The sequence below is a fragment of the Streptomyces sp. NPDC032126 genome (assembly GCF_055580085.1).
Map to the genome: position 1 here is coordinate 14,337 of NZ_JBVIMA010000014.1, position 21,638 is coordinate 35,974.

At 70.6% G+C, this 21,638-nt stretch carries 18 protein-coding genes and 1 pseudogene; 18 read left to right on the forward strand and 1 reads right to left on the reverse strand.

Features of this window, described 5'->3' with window-relative positions; genetic code table 11:
- The first annotated feature begins 1,186 nt into the window (after positions 1 to 1,186).
- The 8 genes and pseudogenes from ACZ5NW_RS35490 to ACZ5NW_RS35525 form a co-directional block, all read left to right on the forward strand.
- Entirely contained in the window at positions 1,187 to 2,797 is a 1,611-nt protein-coding gene (locus ACZ5NW_RS35490; protein ID WP_468748155.1) for an ATP-binding protein, read from the forward strand.
- Between the two features lie 2 nt (positions 2,798 to 2,799).
- Positions 2,800 to 3,261, forward strand: a complete 462-nt coding sequence (locus ACZ5NW_RS35495; RefSeq protein ID WP_468748156.1) for a roadblock/LC7 domain-containing protein — start codon at positions 2,800 to 2,802, stop codon at positions 3,259 to 3,261.
- A 43-nt stretch (positions 3,262 to 3,304) separates the two neighbouring features.
- Complete coding sequence (locus ACZ5NW_RS35500; protein WP_468748226.1) at positions 3,305 to 3,625, forward strand: DUF742 domain-containing protein; 321 nt, start codon at positions 3,305 to 3,307, stop codon at positions 3,623 to 3,625.
- Positions 3,603 to 4,226: a GTP-binding protein gene (locus ACZ5NW_RS35505; protein WP_468748157.1), complete on the forward strand. Its 624-nt coding sequence runs from the start codon at positions 3,603 to 3,605 to the stop codon at positions 4,224 to 4,226. Before ACZ5NW_RS35500 ends, ACZ5NW_RS35505 begins: the two co-directional genes overlap by 23 nt.
- Positions 4,223 to 4,762, forward strand: a complete 540-nt coding sequence (locus ACZ5NW_RS35510) for a GAF domain-containing protein (RefSeq protein ID WP_468748158.1) — start codon at positions 4,223 to 4,225, stop codon at positions 4,760 to 4,762. The genes ACZ5NW_RS35505 and ACZ5NW_RS35510 overlap by 4 nt, the downstream gene beginning before the upstream one ends.
- A gap of 53 nt (positions 4,763 to 4,815) precedes the next feature.
- Complete coding sequence (locus ACZ5NW_RS35515; RefSeq protein WP_468748159.1) at positions 4,816 to 6,021, forward strand: acyl-CoA dehydrogenase family protein; 1,206 nt, start codon at positions 4,816 to 4,818, stop codon at positions 6,019 to 6,021.
- Between the two features lie 775 nt (positions 6,022 to 6,796).
- Positions 6,797 to 8,116, forward strand: a complete 1,320-nt coding sequence (locus ACZ5NW_RS35520; RefSeq protein WP_468748160.1) for a hypothetical protein — start codon at positions 6,797 to 6,799, stop codon at positions 8,114 to 8,116.
- A gap of 279 nt (positions 8,117 to 8,395) precedes the next feature.
- Positions 8,396 to 8,590: pseudogene (locus tag ACZ5NW_RS35525) on the forward strand (cytochrome P450); the annotation flags it as partial.
- Positions 8,591 to 8,978: 388 nt separating this feature from the next.
- Here the strand turns inward: ACZ5NW_RS35525 and ACZ5NW_RS35530 are convergent.
- A complete protein-coding gene (locus tag ACZ5NW_RS35530; RefSeq protein WP_468748161.1) occupies positions 8,979 to 10,301 on the reverse strand; it encodes an XRE family transcriptional regulator in 1,323 nt (440 codons plus the stop codon).
- A gap of 291 nt (positions 10,302 to 10,592) precedes the next feature.
- On the opposite strand from ACZ5NW_RS35530, the gene ACZ5NW_RS35535 reads away from it, so the two are divergent.
- The 10 genes from ACZ5NW_RS35535 (at position 10,593) to ACZ5NW_RS35580 (ending at position 21,596) form a co-directional block, all read left to right on the forward strand.
- A complete protein-coding gene (locus tag ACZ5NW_RS35535) occupies positions 10,593 to 12,071 on the forward strand; it encodes an aldolase/citrate lyase family protein (RefSeq protein ID WP_468748162.1) in 1,479 nt (492 codons plus the stop codon).
- A 17-nt stretch (positions 12,072 to 12,088) separates the two neighbouring features.
- On the forward strand, positions 12,089 to 13,264 hold the full coding sequence (locus ACZ5NW_RS35540) for a GNAT family N-acetyltransferase (RefSeq protein ID WP_468748163.1): 1,176 nt from the start codon (positions 12,089 to 12,091) through the stop codon (positions 13,262 to 13,264).
- A gap of 119 nt (positions 13,265 to 13,383) precedes the next feature.
- Entirely contained in the window at positions 13,384 to 14,274 is an 891-nt protein-coding gene (locus tag ACZ5NW_RS35545) for an aminoglycoside phosphotransferase family protein (protein ID WP_468748164.1), read from the forward strand.
- Positions 14,275 to 14,431: 157 nt separating this feature from the next.
- A complete protein-coding gene (locus tag ACZ5NW_RS35550) occupies positions 14,432 to 14,809 on the forward strand; it encodes a hypothetical protein (RefSeq protein ID WP_468748165.1) in 378 nt (125 codons plus the stop codon).
- A 52-nt stretch (positions 14,810 to 14,861) separates the two neighbouring features.
- Positions 14,862 to 15,905: an Ldh family oxidoreductase gene (locus tag ACZ5NW_RS35555; RefSeq protein WP_468748166.1), complete on the forward strand. Its 1,044-nt coding sequence runs from the start codon at positions 14,862 to 14,864 to the stop codon at positions 15,903 to 15,905.
- 82 nt (positions 15,906 to 15,987) lie between these two features.
- Positions 15,988 to 17,076 carry an LLM class flavin-dependent oxidoreductase gene (locus ACZ5NW_RS35560; RefSeq protein ID WP_468748227.1) on the forward strand — a complete coding sequence of 363 codons (1,089 nt, stop codon included), beginning with the start codon at positions 15,988 to 15,990 and terminating at the stop codon, positions 17,074 to 17,076.
- Positions 17,073 to 18,611, forward strand: coding sequence for a Gfo/Idh/MocA family oxidoreductase (locus ACZ5NW_RS35565; RefSeq protein WP_468748167.1), 1,539 nt, complete (start codon positions 17,073 to 17,075; stop codon positions 18,609 to 18,611). Before ACZ5NW_RS35560 ends, ACZ5NW_RS35565 begins: the two co-directional genes overlap by 4 nt.
- Positions 18,608 to 19,624 (forward strand): phosphotransferase family protein, encoded by a 1,017-nt coding sequence (locus tag ACZ5NW_RS35570; protein WP_468748168.1) that lies wholly within the window; start codon positions 18,608 to 18,610, stop codon positions 19,622 to 19,624. The genes ACZ5NW_RS35565 and ACZ5NW_RS35570 overlap by 4 nt, the downstream gene beginning before the upstream one ends.
- The gene (locus ACZ5NW_RS35575) at positions 19,621 to 20,925 is read left to right on the forward strand and encodes a phosphodiester glycosidase family protein (RefSeq protein ID WP_468748169.1); all 1,305 of its coding nucleotides are present in this window, start codon (positions 19,621 to 19,623) and stop codon (positions 20,923 to 20,925) included. Before ACZ5NW_RS35570 ends, ACZ5NW_RS35575 begins: the two co-directional genes overlap by 4 nt.
- The gene (locus ACZ5NW_RS35580) at positions 20,922 to 21,596 is read left to right on the forward strand and encodes a PIG-L deacetylase family protein (RefSeq protein ID WP_468748170.1); all 675 of its coding nucleotides are present in this window, start codon (positions 20,922 to 20,924) and stop codon (positions 21,594 to 21,596) included. Before ACZ5NW_RS35575 ends, ACZ5NW_RS35580 begins: the two co-directional genes overlap by 4 nt.
- The last annotated feature ends 42 nt before the right edge of the window (positions 21,597 to 21,638 follow it).

The following is a 21,638-nucleotide window of genomic DNA, read 5'->3' on the forward strand; positions in this document are numbered from 1 at the left end:
CCTAAGGGCTAAATGTCCCCACGTCCGCAATGCATACACGAGAAGCCAAACGCTCTGATCGCTCGCCCCAAGTGGGGTGAAGTGGGGTGCGGATTCATCTACCGATGGCGCTGGCGACCGGGAAGGCTTTGGTGCACGGCCTCGGCTCATCCGAAGCGGCCGCCTGCTGCCCTTCGTGCACAGGACTCGGTTTCCCCTCAAGGATCTCGACTAAGGAACCACCACCGTGGCGACTCACCCCTCGCAGCTCGGCGTCCTCGGCGCGCTCCCGTCCGGCATCACCAGGCTGGTGTGCTGTCGCGAGGACGTCCTGAAATCGGGCTCGGCGGCATGAAGAACAACGCACTCGGCTTCCTCGGCTCCCGGGCTCCGTAAGCCGTCGCATGAGCGGCGGCCGCGTCCGTCGACCTCGCACTCATCGACCTGGGCACCCGTTTCGGCAATCCCCCGTTTGCCGCTCGGGCTGCCCGACCTGGGCTCCGACTTCCGTCGCCTGGGGATCGCACGGGCCCTCGATCCCCGGAAGTTGAGAGCGAGACTCAGCGCACCTCGCGCTCGGTCTCCCGGCTGCCGCCGGCGCGGGGATCCACTCCGCCCAGCGGCAGCCGGCCCACCTGCTGTCCTGCGACCGGCGGGCACGGGAGCGCGGGCACAACTGCACAAGGCTCGTCGCTCCTCGCCCCGCTCACCGTGGTCCCTGCCGCGAAGGTTGCGCACTGACCCGACGACGGGCTTCCCGTCCTGACCGGAGAGCTGATGACTCCCCTGATCACGCGCCATGCCTGGCGGATTCAATTCGGCGAGGCCCCCCTCCCACCGAGGCTCCCGCGCGACTTCGACATCGTCCGCGTCGGCGTGGGTCTTGGCATGGCTTCGGTCGACTTGATGGTTGACCAGAGCCGCGAGGTCGGACCGCTGCTGTGCTGCCTCACCCACCAGGTCCTGCTCATCCCTGTGGGATCCGGTACCGCCGACCGGTGGGGGGCACCGCATTCCGTTTGCAGCAGCGGCCGGAGCCTCCAGTGCCCCACCAAGGGGTATCAGCTGCCATGCCGGGCGCGGTTCTGGGCCAGTGCGCCTGAGCCAACGGCTGCCGCGGTCACGGAGTCGGCAGCGCTTCATGAGTCGCTCAGCCAGACACGGGCCGGCATGCGACGAGTCCGGGCTCACCGGCGCGAGGTGTGCCATGTCTGAGCACTTTGCCCGCGAGCAGACCGCGACTGGCGGCAGCCGTCGCAGAGCGCACGCCGATGGCAGCCTTCGCCTGCCCCCCGCAGTCCTCTCCAGCACGCTCTCGTCCCTGGCACTGGGTGGGGCATGGATCCTCGACCGGCTCGGCGCCGTGCCCACCGAAGCCAGCGTGGTCGGCGCGGGCGCCGCAGCGGGGGGCCTGTTGTGGTGGACGGTGACTCGCTCTCGACGCGCCCACAGAGCTGTTGCGCACGTCTTGCAGCTCCGCGCCGAGCACGATGGAGCGCTCAGGCAGCTCTGCGCCCAGCGCGACGAAGCACTGCGCGCCTTGGCCAGTGTCATGGCCGCGATCGACAAGGGCCGGGAACAGGTGCGCTGGGCGCTCGGGCAGGCCCAGCAAGGCGCGGCACGGACCAACTTCGCCGAGCCCGCTGTCCAGCCGCGCACAGGCGACGTGCGCCTCGATGTGATCCCAGCTCTCGAAGCGGGGTTCACCGAGGCCTGGCAAGCCGTTATGCGGGCGGCGGCGCATACGCACGGTGTGCTGAACCCGCAGGCAGAGCTGGCTGAGATCTTCAAGTCGGTCGCTCCCCGGCTTCAGGGCCTGGTCAACCGAAGCATCAGCGTCATCTCCGATGTGGAGAACGGCGTTGAGGATCCGGACCTTCTGCATCAGATCTTCAGCATCGACCACCTTCTGACGCAGATTCGGCGCGCTGTAGAAAGCCTGGCGGTCATAGGCGGGAGTCTGCGGTCCCGCAACACCCCGCCCATCCTCGTCGCGACGACCATCCGCCGAGCTGTCGCCGAGATCCCCGAGTACGCGCGGGTGCGTGTCGAACTGACACCCGTGACGGCGTCGGTCCCCGGATACGTCAGCCCCAACCTGGTGCATCTCCTGGCCGCACTGATGGAGAACGCCACAGACTTCTCCACCGAGAAGGTCGAGGTTCACACCACCCAAACCGGCGACGGCATCGCCATCGAGGTAGTCGACCGCGGTACGGAGATGTCTCAGGACAAGCGTGATGCCCTCAACCGGCTCCTGGCCAACCCCGAAAGAGAGGATCCGCGCGACCGTCTACGCACGGGCCAGCTCGGACTCCTGGTAGCCGCACTCCTTGCCAGGCGCCACAAGATCACCATTCAGCTTCGGCCCAACATCGTGGGCGGCACCCACGCCATCGTCTTTCTGCCGAGCGAACTACTCGTCGAGGCCCACGAGACGCCGACGCAGTGCGCCGCTGTCGCGGGCGCACCAGCCTCGCCTCCAGGCCCGAGCGGCGTGCCGCACTCTGGCAGCGCAGGGTCGCCCAGGACGGGCCAGACAAACGATCTTCCGCCCACGCCCGCCCGGCCGCACCCTCCAGCAGACGCTGGCAGCGACAGGCCGCCGTTGCCGGTCCGGGACGTCAGCCAGCCAAAGGACCATGCGCCGCGACCGCGGCAGCAGGAACCTGCCGGCCGTCCCACTGGCGGCTTGATGGCCAGCTTTCGGTCTCGTGCGCCCCTCGATGAGGGGCAGCGGCAGTCGGCAGCTCCCAACACACTGACCGCCACCGACGGCTCTTCGACCTCCAATCCCCCCATGCAGAGCAGGAGTTGACAATGGACGCGGACAGCCAGGCCATCACCAGCGACCAGGCAGCGTCGGCGCGAGCCCAGTTGGACGGACTTCTCAGCAGCTTCGTGAGCCGGATCCCTGGCGCCCAGCACGCTCTGCTGGGCACTGGTGACGGCCTCAAACTCGCCTATACGGAACAGACGGTTGACGAGGCGGACACCACAGCCGCGGCCATCACCGGGATCTGGGCCCTGGCCCGACAGCAGTTCAAGAACGCCAAGGGCGGTGTGCGTCAGGTCGTAGTAGAGCACGACGCCGGATACCTCTTCCTGATGAGCGCCGGAATGGTGAACGAGGCGGTCCTCGGCACCGTCCTGGCCGTCGTAACCGACCCCCAGGCCGACGTGGGGCAGGTCGGGCACGAGATGGAGAAGCTGATCAAGGGGCTCGACGAGCACCTGATCATCCAGGCCCGGCGCAACAACGGCTACAACTCGGGACTTTGACGTGGGATCGCGTGGCGGGTGGTCCGACAGCGCGTTAGGGGATGTGCGCCCTTACACAATCACCGGAGGACGCACCCGCCCTACCCACCCGCTGCACCTGACCACCTGCCTTATCACCGAGGCCACAGTCCTGCCCGATCAGCTGAGCCGTGAACACGAGTCGCTGCTGTTGCACTGCAGCGGCGCTCCGTGTTCCGTCGCGGAGCTCGCGGCTCGGCTGCATCAACCGGTCCAAGTGGTCAAAGTCCTGATCAGCGATCTTCTCGACGCTCAGGCACTCGCTCTCGCCAACCCCGCTGGCGCGTCCGACCCCGACGTGCACCTTCTGGAGAGACTGCTCAATGCTCTACAAACCTCCCTCTGAAGGCGACCGCCACGGGCGCGCCGGCACACCTGCGGAAGAACTCAAGATCGTCGTGGCAGGCGGCTTCGGCGTCGGCAAGACCACGATGATCACGACACTCAGTGAGATCGAACCTCTGACGACCGAGGAAACCCTCACCGTTGCCAGCGCAGGGGTCGACGACCTCGCAGGAATAGCCGACAAATCCGTCACCACCGTGGCCATGGACTTCGGCCGGATCACCTTCGCCGACCCCCACTCGCTGATCCTTTTTCTGTTCGGAACCCCCGGACAGGAGCGGTTCTGGTTCTTCTGGGACGACCTCTCCTACGGCGCCGTGGGCGCCGTGGTCCTCCTCGACACACGGCGTCTGCCGGATTCCTTCGCAGCCGTCAGCTGGTGTGAGGAACGTGGCCTGCCCTTCGTCATCGCGATCAACGAGTTTGACGGCGCCTTCCGATACACCCCCGATGAAGTCCGCCAGGCCCTCCGTCTCGCCTCGCACATCCCCGTCATGACCTGCGATGTGCGGCAGCGCTCCTCGGCCAAGCACGTCCTGATCACTCTCGTGCGCCGCAGCATCGAACTGCGCGGCGTCTCCTCCTCTGGAGCCCTCACATGACCCGCCCGAACCCCACCACGCCACCAGCCCATACCGCCGAACAGCTCGCGCGTGCGGACGCGCAGCGTGCTCTGGGCCTCACCGGCCCCGACGCGGAACTCGACGCCTTCGCCATCCAGCTGGCACAAGCCGCACGGGTGCCCTACGCCATGGTCAACATCTTCGGCGCTGACCAGCAGTTCTTCGGTCTGGCGACCCCCGGCGACGACAGCGAGCTGCCCACGGTAGGCCGGAGCATGTCCCTCGACCACGGCTTCTGTCCCGAGGTCGTGCACAAGAAGAAGGCACTCATCCTGCCTGACGTATTCGCCTCCCCCCGTTTCGCAGGCAACGCGGTGGTGGACCTGATCGGCATCCGTACCTATGGGGGCGCACCCCTGATGCATGAGGACATCGCGCTCGGGACCGTCTGCTTCGTCGGCCCCGTCGAAAAGCCCCTCGCCACTGGTCAGGGATCGCTCCAGCTGATCAGACAGTGCCGCGACGAGGTCATGGCCTTCCTCTATCGCCGCGCCGGCTTCCAGCCGCCGCACTAGAAGACACCCCGCGCCGCGCCCTACAGCGCTCTCTCAGGGAGGGAACCCCCACCATGTCCGCCTCGTATCTCGCTGCAGAGCACCACCAACTCCGTGAAGCCGTACGGGGTTTCGCCGAGTCCCAGGTCGCACCGCGTGTGGATCAGATGGAGCAGACCGGGGAGATCGAGACCGACCTCGCGGCCGCGATCGCCCGCCAGGGATGGATCGGCGCCACGATCGGCGAGGAATACGGCGGCATGGCCGCTGGCCACTTGGCCAAAACGATCATCATCGAGGAACTCTCGCGCGTCAGCGCCGCTATGGGAGCCATGGTGCAGGCGTCCCAGCTCGGAGTCGCCAAGATCATCCATTTCGGCACTGAAGACCAGAAGCGTCGTTATCTGCCGAAGGTTGCCGCAGGGGACTGCCTGCCCACTATCGGGGTCACCGAGGAAAAGTCCGGCGGCCACGTTCTCGGCATGGAGACCACGGCCGTACGCGACGGCGACGAATACATCCTCAACGGCGCAAAGGTCTACGTCGGCAACTCCCACATCGGCCACCTCCACGGCGTGGTCGCCCGCACCGGCACCGGATCCGGTGGCCTGAGCGCGTTTCTCGTCGAAGCGGGCACCCCCGGACTGACCCTTACCCCGCACCCAGGGACCCTGGGGCTCCACGGATTCAGCTTCGGCGAGCTGATCTTCACCGACTGCCGCATCCCGGCGAGCAACCGGCTGGGCGCCGAGGGCGACGGCAGGGACGTGGCCTACTCCTCCAGCATCCTGTACGGGCGCCTCAACCTGGCCGCCGTGGCCCTCGGGCTGCACCAGGCCATCCTCGAGACAACCACCGCCCTCTGCCACGAACGCGAGCGCTACGGCAAGCCGCTCCACCACCTGCCAACAGTGAAGGACAAGCTCGGCCGGATCCAGTCACGACTGATGACCGCACGGCTCTCCGCCTACCACGCGGCCAGCCTCCTCGACCAGGGTCTTCCCTGCGACCCAGAGTTGATGAACGCCAAGCTGGTCGCCGAAACCGTGCTCGACTCGGCGCGCGCCGCAATGGAGATCCACGGGGCCGCGGGCCTGGTCGACAACCGGCCGATAGGCCGCTACGTGCGCGACGCCTACCACATATACGCACCCGCCGGCACTTCCGACATCCAGGCGCTGCGGCTGGCCGAGTTCGCCCTGGGCATCGACAAGGGCCACTACTCCGAACGTCTCGCCAGCCAGCAGGACAGCCCCACCACGCAGGTCGTGCCGGCCTGACACAGCACATCGGGCAGCCAAGCCGCACCGCCGGCGGCCCTGCCGCACGCCCCGACACCGCTTACTCGCCTGGAGACACCACATGGCCACCGTCACCGCCCCGCTCGCGCCGCCGCACCACGGCACGGCGGACAGGCCAGCCGCAGACGTCGAACCATGCCCCACCACGCCGGCCCTCGACGATCCTGAACAGGAGGCATTTGGACTTCTGGGCCCAGCGTGGCGCAGTTCCACCGCCACAGCATTACCGACGGGGCGTGCCTTCGACGTCGTCCAAGCCCCCGCACACCATGCTGCTCCAGCCCTCCTGCAGCTCAAGCGTCTCGGCCTGCCCCAAGGAGCCGTCTTCGCCGACGGCAGTGTGTGGCACTTCCTCGTCCCGCTCGGATCCGGCTACGTACCTCCGCAGCTTGGTGGTCCGGGCTGGCCACCCCCAGCCAACTACTTGAGCGGAGAGTGGATCACGATCCCTCCGCGCCGAGCCCGCACCGCCGATGTGTCCCTTCGGTGGGTGACCCGACCACTGGCCGGCCGACTGCTCACCGCCCCGATCTGGCTCTTCGTCGCACTCTCAGTCCAGAGGCAGCAGGCTGCACCCCACAGCGGACAAGCGGCCCCCGACGAAGACGCGCTGGCGCCGCCACGCCACAGCAGATACGCGCCCACGGCTGTACCCGGCCCGATGCGGGGGTAGCAGTGATGCCCGATCCCCAGATCGCCCTCTTTGACCTGGTCCTCTCCGCTGTGTTCACACGGCCTATGAAAGGCAGATGACGTGGCGCTTTCCCCAGCCGAGTACATGCCCGAGGTACCCGCCAAGGCGGTGTTGAAGGTGTCCGGCGGACGCCCGCTGCGCGGCCGCTACCGGGTGCAGGGCAGCAAGAACGCGGCGTTGCACCTCATCGCCGCCGCCCTTCTCTGCGACACCCCCGTCACCATTCGCCGCGCACCGGACATCGTCGACGTGTTCGTCCACGAGCGGCTGCTGGGCCACGCGGGCTGGCACGCCGAGATGGATCGTAATCGATCCACCTTCTCGCTCGATCTGCGTAAGCCGAGTTGCGAAATCCATCCCGTCCTGGGCGGTCTGGTCCGGACGACCCCGGTCCTGGCAGCAGCCATGCTCGCGCGTACCGGTCGCGTGACCTGGCCGCGTCGTGCTGGCGGTGACGCCTTCTGCCCGCGCCCCACCGACCGCCACGAGGCCGTCATGCTCGCCGCAGGCGCCACCATCGAGTCCGGCGCGACCAGTCTCACCGCCACTTTCCCTGCTGTGCGGCGGTCCTTCCGCGTCGATGTCGCCACAAGGTACGGCGCCAGCAGGGGCGCCACCGTCACCGCCCTGCTCCTCGCAGCGCGAGCGCGCGGCACTTCTTTGATCACCAATCCGAGCAACGAGCCCGAGATCCGTGCGACGGTGGCTTTCCTTGCCGAGCGCGGCATCCTCGTCGAGCAGGACACAGACGGGCTCCATGTCACCGGCGCCGACTGGATCGCCGGCGGCGAGGTCGCCGTGCCCGGCGATCGCGACGAAGCCGCCACGGTGATCTGCGCGACCGCGGCGACAGGCGGCGAAGTCGGCATTGACGGCATCGGGCTCGACGAGCTGACCGTCGGCCTGACTGACACCCTCAGCCGGACCGGCATCGCGATCAGCTCCGTAGGCGCCCACGCCGTGGAAGCGAAGGCCACGGGCCCTCTGACAGGAATCGAAGCGGTCACGGGCGAAGGCCTGCTGCCGAGCAACGCCGGACCGCCGCTCGCGGCGCTGCTAACGCAGGTCTGCGGTGACTCGGTCATCACAGAAGGCGTCTATCCCTCCCGCGACACCCACATCAGCCCGTTAAGGCGATTCGGCGCCCGTATCTCGTCAGACGGTCCGGTCATCCGGGTCCGAGGCGGCACGCAACTGCGCGCGGCCGACGCCGCCGTCGGGGACATCCGTGGAGCTGCCTCGATCGTTATTGCCGCGCTCGTCGCACCAGGGACGTCCCTACTCCACGTGGGCCATCCGGCGTGGCGCGGCCACCAGGACCTCACCAGCGGCCTTCGAGCCCTCGGGGCCGACCTCCTCGTCGAATACCCGGAGGACTGACACGCCAACCCGCCGTGTGCCCCAGCCTCTCTACCGCCCTGCTCTGGCAGATACCGGCTTTCCGGGACGTGCTGCATATGGACCCGCCGCAAATGCCGAGTGATCTCCTTGAGAAGAATGGACCCGTCGTGGTCGGCTTCTTAACCCGTAGCCGCACGGACCCACGAGCGGACACCGCCCTCCGCCTCGCCACCGCCTGGGGCCCCCGGTCAGGCCGTGGGCGGCGTGAACGCCCTGGGCCACGCCGTTCACGTGGCCAACACCCTTGGCCCATATACCGACCACCTCGCCTTCGGCCACGGTGCCCACGTCTGCCTCGGCGCCGAACTGGCCCGCATCGCCCTTCCCGAGCTCTTCACACGCTTCCCCGACCTCCGCCTTGCCACCCCCGCCGGCCGTCTTCAGCCGCTGCCCAGCTTCATCTCCAACGGCCACCAGGTCCTCCCCGTCCTCCTCGGCCAGCTGGCCACCTGACCCCGCGACCAGGAACTGCTGATGAACACCTCTCTTTCGATAAGACCGCTCACGAAGGCCCAACTACGCGTCGCTCGCCGCGCCATGAACGTGGAGGGATGCTCACGGGCCGTCCTCGCCCATGCCCTGCTCTCCCATCATCAGGTCGACCCGCCCGAGTGCCACAGACCGGCCCCGGACTTCACCCCACACGAGCTGAAAGTCCTCGACGCGCTCACCAACCACAGCATCCGCCAGGACATCGGCCGTGCCATCGGCCTAGAAGACCGTGCCGTGTCCAACGCGATCAAGGCCCTCGTCAGCAAGGCGGGTGCTGACAACCGCGTCCACCTGATCGGCATGTGCCACGCGTGGGGCATCCTGGGCGGCCCTGCGGGGCCGGCCCGGGTTACGCGACGGCGTGCAGCAGTTCAGGCACGCCCTGCGCCGTGCGGTAGGGGGTGAAGGCGGGGGCGAGATCGCGGACGAGTTGAACGCATCGCGGGGCCCCGATCCGTTCGGCCAGGTGGAGCGCTTCGAGGGCGTCGGCGGCTGCTGCTTCGGGTTCGCGACGGCTGAGATGGCCCTGCGCCCGGTACGCAAGGAAAACCCCGCGCGTCTTGTCGCGGCTGGCCGGCAGGAGCGCTTGGCCCTCGGCAATAAGGCGGTGCGCCTGTGTGGTGTCACCAAGGTCGAGCAGGCAGCGGCCAGAGTCGACCGCGAGGTCGGCGGTCGACATCCACGAGCACCAAGCGGGGGTGTCGTCTGTGTCCCCGGCGTTGAGCAGGCGTTCTGCCGCGTTCAGGGAGCGCAAGGTGGCGCTGCGTTCGCCGAGCGCGGCTTGGGCGCGTGCCAGTCGCAGGTGCAGCAGCGAGCCGGCGGCGGGGTGGGTGGTGCGGCTCAGGGCCTTGGTCAGGATGCCGGCGGCGGTGGCGGGGTCATCCCGCCAAGAAGCCTGATAGGCGAGGTCGCTGAGGAGGGCCGCGCCCATGTCCCGGTCGTTGCCGACGTGAGCGTTGTGCAGCCCGGCGATCCAGTACCGGCTGGCGGCGCCGTGCTGGCCGTGGTCGAAGCGGATCCAGGCGACCGTCTGGGAGAGGCTGGCGGCGAGCTTGTGCAGGCGCACTCCCAGGGGGCGGGTGTAGCGCTGTTCCTCGATCAGGTCGGTGACGCGGGCGAGGTGGGCGTCGTAGAGGGGTGCAATGTGCTGGCGCTGCTCGGTGGCCAGTGCGTTAAGGCGGGCGCTGGTCTCCTCCAGCAGGGCGACGACATCCTCACCCACCGCGGCGCCCGGGCGCGAGGGGCTGGCGGCGAGGGCCGCGGGCTGGGTTGCGGCCCAGCTTCCGGCCAGGACGACGAGCGCGGATCCTGGGATCGCGCTGAGGAGGGTTCGGCGGTCCATGGTGTGCAGGGCCTCTCGCAGAGCGGGCACGATGTTGGCGGGGCCGAGCGGCACGACACCCTGGTCGACGCGGGGAAGCCAGGCAGGCCAGGCGGCAGGGTCGACGTCACCGGCCGGGATGCCCAAAACTTCCGCGATGTAGGTCTGGGAGACCGCGTCGGGCCGTACGCCGTTGGCCTCCCACTTGCGCACCCGGGCCTTGTCGACGCCGGAGCGAAGTCCGCGACGGTGAGCAGCGCCGTGTATCGCCTCGGCGAACTCCACACGGTTGAACCCGCGCGCGATGCGGACCGCGGCCAGCGGGTGGGGTGTGCGCTCATCCTCGTCCACGACGAAATCCAATCAGGCAGCCACGGCCTGAGAGTACCGCCGCAGGCGACGGGACTCCCGCGGGACTCCCGCCAATCCCTTTGGCTACACGCACAGTTGGCCGACACTCGATCACCTCAGCGGTCTCGTGTGCCGGGCCGCCAGCACCGACAGGTCGGTGCCGGCTGCCCGGCCTCTTCGTCCGCTGGCCCGCGGAGCGGCACAGACCCACGTCACCACCGTTCGCATCCCCCCGTGATCTCGAAGGATGTCCCGAGACCGGGCCAGTCGACCGTTCGAGAGGAGATCGACGTGCAGCCTCCGTTGGATCGGGCGAACTCCGCGCCGCCCGTCCCCGCCAAGCCCAGTGGGCCGACCTGGCTGGTGACTCCTGGTATCGCGCCCGCGCGTTTCGACACGGCAGTCGGCTCCGGCGCCGAGGTGGTGCTGCTCGACCTGGAGGACTCGGTGCCGACCGGGTCCAAGGCCGATGCCCGGGCCGCCGTGCTGGCGTTCGCCGATGCCCGGACGCGGAGGTCCGACGGGCCGCTGCTGGGCGTGCGGATCAACGCGGTGGACGGCGCCGAGGGCCTGCGCGACCTTGCTGCCATGGACGAGGGGAGGCTGCGCCCGGACCTCATCGTGGTGCCCAAGGTCGAGGCGGGCCGCGAGATAGAGGCCGTGGTGCAGGCCGCCTGCGGGGCGCAGGCGGCGCCGAAGATCTGGGCGCTGATCGAGTCCCCGCGGGGAGTCGTCGGTCTGCCCGGCATCGTGCGCACCCCGGGCCTGGCGGGCGTGCTGTTCGGCGCCGCCGACTACGCGGCAGCGGCTGGCTGCCAGCTCACGTCCCGGGCGATGTGGTACCCGCGCGCTCAGCTCGTCACCGCGGCCGCCGCCGCCGGAATTCCGGCCGTGGACTCGCCCTTCTTCTCTCTCGACGACCAGGACGGGCTGCGCCGGGATGCCCTGGAGGCGGTCGAGCTGGGCTTCGCGGGCAAGGTCGCCGTCCACCCCCGCCAGCTGAATGTCATCGCGCAGGCGTTCGCTCCGAGTCCTAGCGAGCTGGAGGCAGCTCGTGCGGTGCTCGACGCGGCCTCCTCGGCGGCCCAGGCGGGCGGCGCCATCACCACGGCGGACGGCGTGATGGTGGGACCGCCGCTCGTAGAGGCCGCCCTCGCCGTCGTCCGCCGAGCCGGGCCACCGCCCAGCCGTCACCACCACCTCTGTCACGAAAGCGAGCTGATGATGCAGAAGCAGCAGTCCCCGTCGTCCTCCCCGGCCGGGTTCCGCCCGGTCGCGGACGGTCGGATTCGCGAGGTTGTCGGCCTGGGCCTGGACGACCTCGTTCCCGGCCTGGTCATCGAGCACCGGCCGGCACGGACGGTGACCGAGACGGAGCACGTGCAGGTCCTCGCGCTGATGGGCAACGAAGCGCCGGTCCACTCCGACATCGAGTACTGCCGCCGTACCGGCCACCCGCGGGTTCTGGTGTGCGGGATGCTCACCCTCAACATCGTGCTCGGGATGACGGTCCGCACCACCAGCGGCATGACCACCGGAAACCTCGCCCTGGATGAGGTCAGCTGGAAGAAGCCGGTCTACGTCGGCGACACCCTGTCCGCGCGCAGCACCGTCCTGTCAGCCCGCCTCTCGGGCAGCCGCCCGGACCAGGGCATCGTTACCTGCCGGGTCGAGGGGTTCAACCAGCGCGGCGAGCTGGTCGTCACCGGCACTCGCACCTTCTTCGTGCCCGCCGACCCGGACGTCGTCCGCGACGCCACCGGCTACTAGAACAAGGGGGAGCCCCCATGGACGCGGAGTTCACCGAGGCCGACGACGCCCAGTGGGAGGAGTACGACGCTCTGACCCGCCGCGCCTACGGCCAGCCGGTGCCCGACATCACGCGCCTGGGCGCGTACGCGGACCGGCGGGTGGCGGTGCGAGGCGGCCGGGTCGTGGCCGGGGGCATGGGCATGATCGTGCCGCAGTGGTTCGGCGGCAGGCCGGTACCCGCCGCGAGCATGGGCTGCGGCTGTGTTGCCCCGGAGGAGCGCGGCGGTCGCCTCGCCGCCCACCTCGCTCAGGAGAGGGTGCACGCCTTGCAGGACCAGGGCGCGGTCCTCGCCACGCTGTGGACGGCCTCCAACGGCTACGTGCGGCGGCTGGGCTGGGAGGCCCCGGCACAGGTGTTCTCCTGGACGGTGCCCACCGCTGCCCTCAAGCAGGCCGCCGCGGACTCGATGGAGATCACCCACGGCGACACCGCGCAGCTCGCGGACCTGCGTGACCGGCTGGCCGGTCGGTGGAACGGGCCGTGGCAGCGACCCGCGTGGTGGGGGACCTGGCAGCAGGAACGGCATCCGGATCTGGAGACCTACGCGATCGCCGAGCACGGGCGGGAACCGAGCGGCGTCCTGACGACAGCGACGCAGCGCACCCCTGACGGCCAGCAGCTGGTCGTCCACGACTTCTGGGCCGCCGACGCGCCGACCGCCGACGCGATGCTCGCCTTCCTTGGACGACACCACGGCCGCATCCCCACCGTGATGTTCGAGCGCACCGGACTGCCGCCCGGCCCGCTGCTGCAACAACGCCTCGCGAGCGTGGGCACGGCGGCGGCCAGAGCCTGGCATCCGTGGATGCTGCGCGTCCTCGATCCCGCCGGCGCCGTCGAGCTGCGTGGCTGGCCCGAGCACCTGGACGACGAGTTCGTGCTCGACCTCGCCGACCTGGACGGCGGCGGCTTCAGCCGCCACACTCTGAGCATCAGTGCAGGCAGCGCCCGCCTCGCCCCCGGCGGTGCGCAGCGCGGCCGTACCGCCGATGTCACCCTGACCATGGGGCAGTTCGCGCTCTGGTACGCCGGCGCCTACCGCAGCCCGGCCTCCGCCGCGATGGCGGGCCTGCGCGGGGAGGACGCCGTCCTCGCCCGCCTGCTCGCCGCCACCGCCGACCGGGAGCCCTGGCTCGCCGATTACTTCTGACCCTCACCCCGCCCGGCATCCGGCCGTTGAACCGGCAGAACCCGCGGTGCTCCCCTGGCACCCGCGTGCACGACCTCACCGAATCCACCCCCTCCACGCCCAATCGGAGACCTACCTTCATGACGACCTCCAAGCCCTTCCCGCCCGAGCTGCGCGACTGGGTCGTCGGCCACCTGCCCGGCCTGGACGCGAACGAGGACCGTTCCTGGCCACGCAGCACCTCCCTCGTGTGGCGCGTGAGCGCCGGAGACCGGCACGCCTACGTGAAGATCAGCCCCAGCGACCTCGACTTCGACCGCGAAGTCGCCGGATACGCCTTCACCGCGGCGCACCTGAGCGAGACGGAGGCTCCGCGGCTGCTGGCCTGCGACCCGGGCCTGCGCGCGATCCTCAGCACACCGCTGCCTGGCCGCGTCGTACGGGACCTGCCTCTGGAGACGAACACCGAGTTGCGCCTGTACGAGGACGCCGGGCGGCTGCTGCGCCGCTGGCACGACGCGTCCGAGCCCGGCACGGACGCGGACCGCGCCGCGGTGCGCTCCGACATGGAGGACAAGGCCCGCGAGGCCGCCGACTGCCTGGAGGATGTCGCCCCGCACCTGGCCGGCGACCGGCTCGCCCTGGTCGAGGCCGCGTCGAAGGAGATCCCCGGTCTCGCCGAGCAGCTGCCGCTGGTCTACCGGCACGGCGACTACGAGACCCGGAACTGGATGTACGACGAGGCCACCGGCGGGCACGGTCTGATCGACTTCGCGATGGCCTCGCACGGCGTCGCCGCTTCCGAGTTCGTGTGGCTGTGCGGTGCCGTCTGGTCCGTCCGCCCGAAGCTGCGGGAGGCGTACTTCACGGGCTACGGCCGACCGCTGACGGCCGAGGAGGACCGCCTGCTGCATCTGCTGACCGTCCGCCTAGGCGTGTCCTACCTGCGCAACGGCCTGGCCAAGAACCGCGATGAGCTCGTGGCGCGCGGCCACCTCGTCCTGGACCGGATGGCTGCCCGCCATCCCTAGCACGAACCGCGCGGACCCGGCACGGCCCTGGAGCCGGGTCCGCGTCCTCCCCCTGCCGCAGCGATCCGGATCAGGAGTTGCCCGATGACTCTCACCCCCGACCTGCGCCGCCGCCACACTGCGGGCCGAGGACCGCTGGGCGCACCTCGGCGCGGGCTTGGACCTCGGCCTGCTGGCCGGCGACCGGCTCGTGCACACCGACTTGAACGAGGGGAACATCCTCGTTCAGGGCGACGGCAGTGCCTGCCTGCTGGACTGGGCGTGGCCCGGGCGGGGCGCCGGGTGGCTCAGCGCCGGTTTCCTGCTCGCGCAGCTGATCGACGCCGACACCCCAGCGGCCGACGCCGAGGCGTGGGCCAGCTGGGCGCTGCCCTGCTGGGCCTCCTCTTCCCCCGACGCAACCGACACCTTCGTCACCGCGCTCACCCGGCGACGCGCCGAGCAGGCCGCCACCTGCCCTCCCGCTCGCCGCGCCGAGCGGGAGGGGCAGTTGCGCTCCGTCATGACCTGGCACCGCTTCCGCACCCGCACCTGAACCACCACCCCCCCTTCCCCACGTTCTGAACGCCACCGTCGAACGGAGAACCATGTCCGACACAGCCACCTCCACCGGCGGCTCCGCGCTGGCCGAACGGGCCAGCGTGCAGGTGCCGATCGCCGAACTCGAGGACCTGATGGCCCGGACCTGCGCGGCCGCGGGCGTACCCGACAGCGCGGCCTGCCGGGTGGCCGATCACTTCCTGACCGGAGAACTGCGCGGCAAGCCCGCCCACGGGCTGGCGAAGTTCGCCTTCGAGTCCCGGTTCTTCCCCGAGCGGCAGTCCTCGCCCGAGATCGTCCGCGAACGCGGAGCGTTCGCCGTCGTCGACGCGCACCGGGAGATCGGACCGCTCAGCGCCGACTTCGCGACCACCGCCGCCGTCGAACGGGCGCGCCGTCTCGGGGTCGGCCTGGTCGGGGTCATCAACACCCAGCGCTACGGCGTCCTGTCCACCTTCACCGAGGCCATCGCCGCACACGGCCTGGTCGGCATCGCCGCCAACACCTCCCGGGCCGAAGCCGCACCGGCCGGTGGCGCCACCCCCGTACTCGGCGTCAATCCCCTCTCGTTCGCCCTGCCCACGCTCGGCGAGCCCCTGAGCGCGGACATGGGCACCACCCTCGCGCCGATGGGCGTGCTGTGGGAGCACCGCCGCTCGGGCCGGCCTCTGCCCGAGGAGTGCTTCGTCGACGCCGAGGGCCGCACCACCCTCGACCCCCACGCCGCCTCCTCCGCGATCGTCTTCGGCGACCACCGCGGCCTCGCGCTCTCCCTGCTCCTGCAGACCCTGACTGGCTCTCTGTTCGGCTTCCCCATGGGCCGCGACGTCGACTCCACCTGGACCACCGGCTACGCCTTCGTCGCCCTCGACCCCGCCTTCGCCGCCCCCGACAAGGACGCGGCCGCCGCGAACACCCGCCTCGCGGACCAGCTGCGGGCCGCAGCGGCGGCCGACGGCACCTGGCGCGTTCCCGGCGACCAGGGTCGCGCGCTCGAAGCCGCCGCCCGCGAGAAAGGCACCGTCCCCGTCTCCGGCCCTCTTCTCGCGCGTCTGTCCGCGCGCGCGGCCGGCGACTTCACCTCGGACTGACGCCCAGGAGACATCCTTGAACCGCTTGCAGTTCCACTGGTTCCTGCCGACCGGCAGCGACGGCCGCACCCTGACCACCGGGATGCGCGGGGTCCACGGGCCCGGCCACGACACCACCGCGGCAACCGGACCCGGCGCCGACCGTCACCGTGCCCCCGACCTGCTCTACATGACCCAGGTCGCGCAGGCCGCCGAGCACATGGGCTTCGACGCGATCCTCACCCCCGCCGGTACATTCAACGAAGACCCGTGGATCACCTGCGCCGCCCTCGCCCAGGCCACCGAGCGCCTGAAGTTCCTGGTCGCGCAGCGCCCGGACTCGATATCCCCGACGCTCGCCGCGCAGATGGCCGCGACGTTCCAGAGGCAGACCCGGGGCCGGCTGCTGCTGAACGTCGTCACCGGAGGCGACGCGGCCGAGCAGGCCCGCTTCAGCGACCACCTCGACAAGGCCGCCCGCTACACGCGCACCGACGAGTGGCTGACCGTCCTGCGCGGCGCCTGGGCCCCCGAGCCGTTCGACTTCACCGGTGCGCACTACGACGTACGCGGAGCCGCCGTGTTCTCGTCTCCTGACCCGCGGCCCGGCGTGTACTTCGGCGGCTCCTCCGCCGAGGCCGCCCCGGTCGCCGCCCGGCACGCGGACGTCTACCTCACCTGGGGCGAACCGCCCACCGACGTCGCCGCAAAGCTGGACCGCATCCGCGCCCTGGCCGCAGACGCCGGGCGCAGCACACCGCGGTTCGGGATCCGGTTCCACGTCGTTGCCCGCGACACGAGCGAGCAGGCGTGGGCCGCCGCCGAGCGCCTGCTGACCGGCATCGACCCGGAGCACGTCGCACGGGTGCAGGCCACCCTGGCCCACAGCCAGTCCACCGGGCAGGCCCGTCAGAGCGGCCTGCACGCGGCCTTCCGGGACAGCGGCCGGACCTCCGACCTGGAGGTGTGGCCGAACGTGTGGGCGGGCGTGGGGCTGCTGCGCGGCGGCGCGGGCACCGCGCTGGTCGGCTCGCACCGCGAGGTCGCCGACCGGATCAACGAGTACGCGGCGCTCGGCATCACGGAATTCATCCTGTCCGGGTTCCCCCACCTGGAAGAGGCGTACGAGGTCGGCGAGGGCGTCCTGCCGCTGCTCGGCGCCGGGATCAGCCGCGCGGCGGTGGGCCGGTGAGCGGTGCCGTGAACGTGCTGATCGTCGGGGTCGGCCCGCACACCCGCCTCAACCACCTGCCCGCGCTGGCCGTCGCCCAGGACGCCGGCCTCGCTGGCACCGTCACCGGCGCCGACCTGCCCGACGCGGCAACTGCCACAGTCGAGTACGGCACGCCGGGCCGTCCGCGGCGCATGCCCGTCGTTCCCGTCCAGCCGTTCCCCGTCTCCCAGCGATCCCTGCCCGACGGTGTGCGGCGCGTGCTGGAGGGCGTGGTGGCGCGGGAGCGGATCGGCGCGGTCGTCGTGGCGACCGAGCCGTCCGTGCACCTGCCCTACGCCCTGTGGGCGATGGAGCGGGGCCTGCCGGTGCTGCTGGACAAGCCGCTGACCGTGCATCCGGGCGCGTCCATCGACCCGGCGGCCGCGGCGGCGATCGCCGACGACTTCGACACCCTGCTGGACGCCTACCGGGCGGCGCGGCGGCTCGATCCGCAGATGGTGGTCAGTGTGCTGAGCCAGCGCCGCTGGCACCCCGCCTTCCGCCGGGTGCGGGAGCTGATCGCCGAGGTGGCCGAGGCCACGAACTGCCCCGTCACTTCGGTCCAGTCCAGCCACGGCGACGGCCAGTGGCGGCTGCCGGACGAATTCGTCGACCTCGGCTACCACGGCTTCGACCGCGGCTACGGCAAGGCCGCGCACTCCGGCTACCACCACTTCGACACCGTGCCGTGGTGGCTGGCCGCAGGAGAGCGCCCGGGCAAGGAGATCGACGAGATCGAGGTCCACGCCGCGTGCACCAGGCCCTCCGACTTCCTCGCCCAGCTCACCGTCGCCGACCACGCCCGGCTGCTGCCCGGCTTCGCCGACCGCAACCCGTACACCGGGCAGGACCTGGACCGGCTCACCGCCGGCTTCGGCGAGGTCGACGTGTTCCTCAACGTCGCCTACCGCAGCTGCGGACGGGTGATGACGCTCGGCAGTCACAACCTCAACCACACCACTTTCTCCCAGCGCAGCGCCCTTCACCCGGTGCCCGGCGGCCTCTACAAGGGCAACGGCCGGATCGGTCAGGAAACCCACATCATCCAGCAAGGGCCCTTCCAGGCCCTGCACCTGCACGTCCTACAAACCCTCCACGGCGACGAGGACGGGGTCGACCGGCGGGCGGCAGGCGGTGCCGACCACATCGAACTCCACGTCTTCCGCAACGACCGGCTGCGCCCCGACTGGCAGCGGCACCGCGCGCTCGCCTTCGCCGACCTCGTCCACGGCAGCGGCGACAACGCGGTGCTCCCGACCCAGCGCTCGGCACGCACCTGCGCCATCACCGAGTTCCTCTCCTACCTCACCGGACACATACCCCGCACGGAGATGGCCTCCGACCTGGCCGACCACCGGCGCCCCGCGCGCCTGATGGCCGGCGCCTACCTGTCGATGTCCCAGCGATGGGCCGATGCCGGCCGGCCCGCCGCCCCCGTCGTGCTCGACTTCCGCCCGGCCGCGCCCCCGGCCCCGACCGCACGCGCCCTCGCCACCGTGGGAGCCACGCGATGATCAACTCGCTCGCCATTGACCTCACCGAACCCGACCTGGGAACGGTCCTCGGCCCGCACCTGCACCAGGTTCTGGCCGCATGCCATCCGCACATCGGACGCCCCGCCCGCGTCGAGGCGTGCACCGGCGGAAACGTCAGCCACGTCTTCCGCCTCCATGGCGAGGCCGGCACCGTCATCGTCAAGGTCCGCGGTCGCCGCTTCGCCCGGATCGCGCACATCGCCACCGACCCGGCACTTATCTCGGTCGAGCACCGTGCCCTGGCCCTCCACCACGGCCTACTGCCGGACCTCTTCCCGAAGGTCCTGGCGTTCCTGCCCCACGCGCACACCATGGTGATGACCGACGTCTTTCCCGACGGCCGAACCTGGCGCGAGCACCTCGACCAGCGCGCCGCCACCCTCGAGGAGTGCACGCGCCTGGGCACCGCCCTGACCCGCATCCACCACACCACGGCCGGCCTGCCGCCGCTGCGCGATGGCGACGGCGACGACCTCTTCCGTGTCGAGCATGCCTACGGCTACTGCCTGCGCGCCTGCGGCCACCGCGCCCTCGACGAAGCGTGCCACCGTCTGGATGCCCTGCCCGGCCGGCAGCTGATCCTCGGCGACGCCTGCCCGAAGAACCTCAGCCTCGGGGCGGGCCGCACCGCGTTCGTCGACCTCGACAACGTGCACACGGGCGCGCCGCTGTTCGATCTTGCCTACCTGCTCGCCCACCTGGTCCTGCACCACGCAGCCCGGCCCGAGTGCCCGCACCCGCTCGCCGCCGCGTTCCTCGACGCCTACACCCTTCCCGGTCCTGCCTGGCCCTGGCGCACTGACGGCCTCCTCGCGACGGTGACCGCCGGAGTGCTGCTGTACCGGCTGGAGGCCCGCACCGTTCCCTACCCGGCGACCGCCCCTCCTGCCACCTCCGACCGGCTACGCCACACCCTGCGCTGTCTGCTGGACGCCGGGCCGTTTACCGTCCCCGACCTGCTGGACGTCGCCGCCGGACCGGTGACGGCATGAACGTCCCCCTCGCCCCGCCCGGTGACCATCCGGACCTGGTCCCGCTCGCCGAACTGAGCGCCCGCGGCGTCCACGTGCCCAGCATCCAGTCGCTGGCCCGCGACCAGAGCCCGTTCGCCCGCCCCACCCCCACCTGGACCCGCCACCTCGCACCGGGCGTCGTCCTCACCGCCCGCCCGATCGACCTCAGCGACGGCTGCCTCACCAACGCCTACACCCTCACCGTCGACCTGGACCGCACTCTGTGCCGACCTGTCTCTTCCCGGCGCGGCTTCCACCTGCGCCGCCTCGTTACCGGCCCCGTCATCGCCGCGGTCTCCGGGGCCTTCGCCTACATCTCGGACGACCCTGACTACCAGCCCGCCGAACCCTGCCTCGACCTCGCCGTCCGCGACCACCACGCCGCCAGCCTGCCCACCGTCACCAAACCCGCCCTCCTCATCCACCACGCTCGCCCGGTCGTACGCACCCTGTCCGCAACCGGCACCCTCACCGTCGCTGGCCGCACGCACACCTGGAGCGGCTCCAAGGAGCCACCGCTGGACCCGGCACCGCCCGGTCACCTCACCGTGTACGGCGCGGCGAACTGCCGCATCCGCTACCACGACGACCCCCGCACGGGCTTCCGCCGCGACGTCGACCCGGCCGCCAACGCCACGCCGCGCGACCCTGCAGTCCTCGACTGCACCATCGCTTCCACCCCCACCGGGGCGCGGATCACCGCCCTGCACCCCGGCGGCAGCGCCGACCTGTTCGCCGGCGCCTACGTCCTGCGCAGTCACCGGCCATGGCCCGCACACCTCGTCCCCGGCGCGCCCGTCGACGTCACGGCCATCGACGCCTTCGCCACCGCCGACGTCAGCGGCGCCCTGTCCCTGGGGCCGTCCGCCGGCGACGCCGCCGCCGGACTGACCGCCGCCTGGGACCAGAGCCTCGGCACGAGCCCATTCCGTCCCGACGTCCGCCACGCCCGCACTCTGCTCGCCCTCGACGGCCGGCATCTGACCCTCACCGTCCTGGACGGTGCACCGCTCGCACCCACATTCCAGGGCGTCACCGTCCAGGAGACCGCCAAACTGTGTGAGCGGGCCGGCCACGACCCGGCGGCGGTGTTCCACCTCGACGGCGGCCAGACCTCCAAGATCGCCTACAGGAACGGCCGCGAACCAGCAGACACCGTCGGCAGTCTCCACTACCTGCGCTGGCCACAGCACGAACACGAACCTTTCCTCTGGCAGGGCCTCGACGGCCGCCGTCTGCACAGTGCTCTGCAGATCACCCCCAACGAGGAGTCCCGTTGACCATTCCCCGGTCCGTCTTGGTCGTCGTCGCCCATCCCGACGACGCCGAGCTCGCCATGGGCATGCGCATCCGCGACCACGTCCTCGCCGGCGACCACGTCCGTGTCCACTGCCTGTGCGTCGGGCGCGCCGACAACGGCGACGGCGCTGCGCGCCGTGACGAGTGCCTGGCCGCCGCAAAGATCCTCGGAATCGGCGGCTACACCTTCTCCCCCATACCCGACACCCGGTTCACCGACCACCGCGGCACAATCAACGCGGCCCTGTTCGACGCCTTCGCGATCGAGCGCCCCGACATCGTCTACACCCACTACCCCGACGACCAGCACCTCGACCACGCCGTCACCGGCGAGGAGGCCAGCACCGTCGCGATGCGTGAGGCCGCCGACCTGATCTACTTCCGCTCCCCTTACAGCCGCAACTTCGAGCCGAACCTGTACTTCGTTGGTACCCCGGACCTCCTTGAAGCCAAGCGGGCGGCACTGGCCTGTTTCGCCTCACAGCAGCAGCTCGACATGGAGGTCTTCAGTGGCCTGACCGCGCTGGCCTACCGGCAGCACGTTCACCACCGCGTCGTCGAGCGCTTCCCCGACGGCGCCCACGGTGCCGAGATGTTCCGCACCGCCCGTCAGATCATCCAAGCCTCCTGGCAGGCCGTCGCCCGCTTGTAGACGTGACTCTGTGGACTCACGACCGTCGGCGTTTCGGCCAAC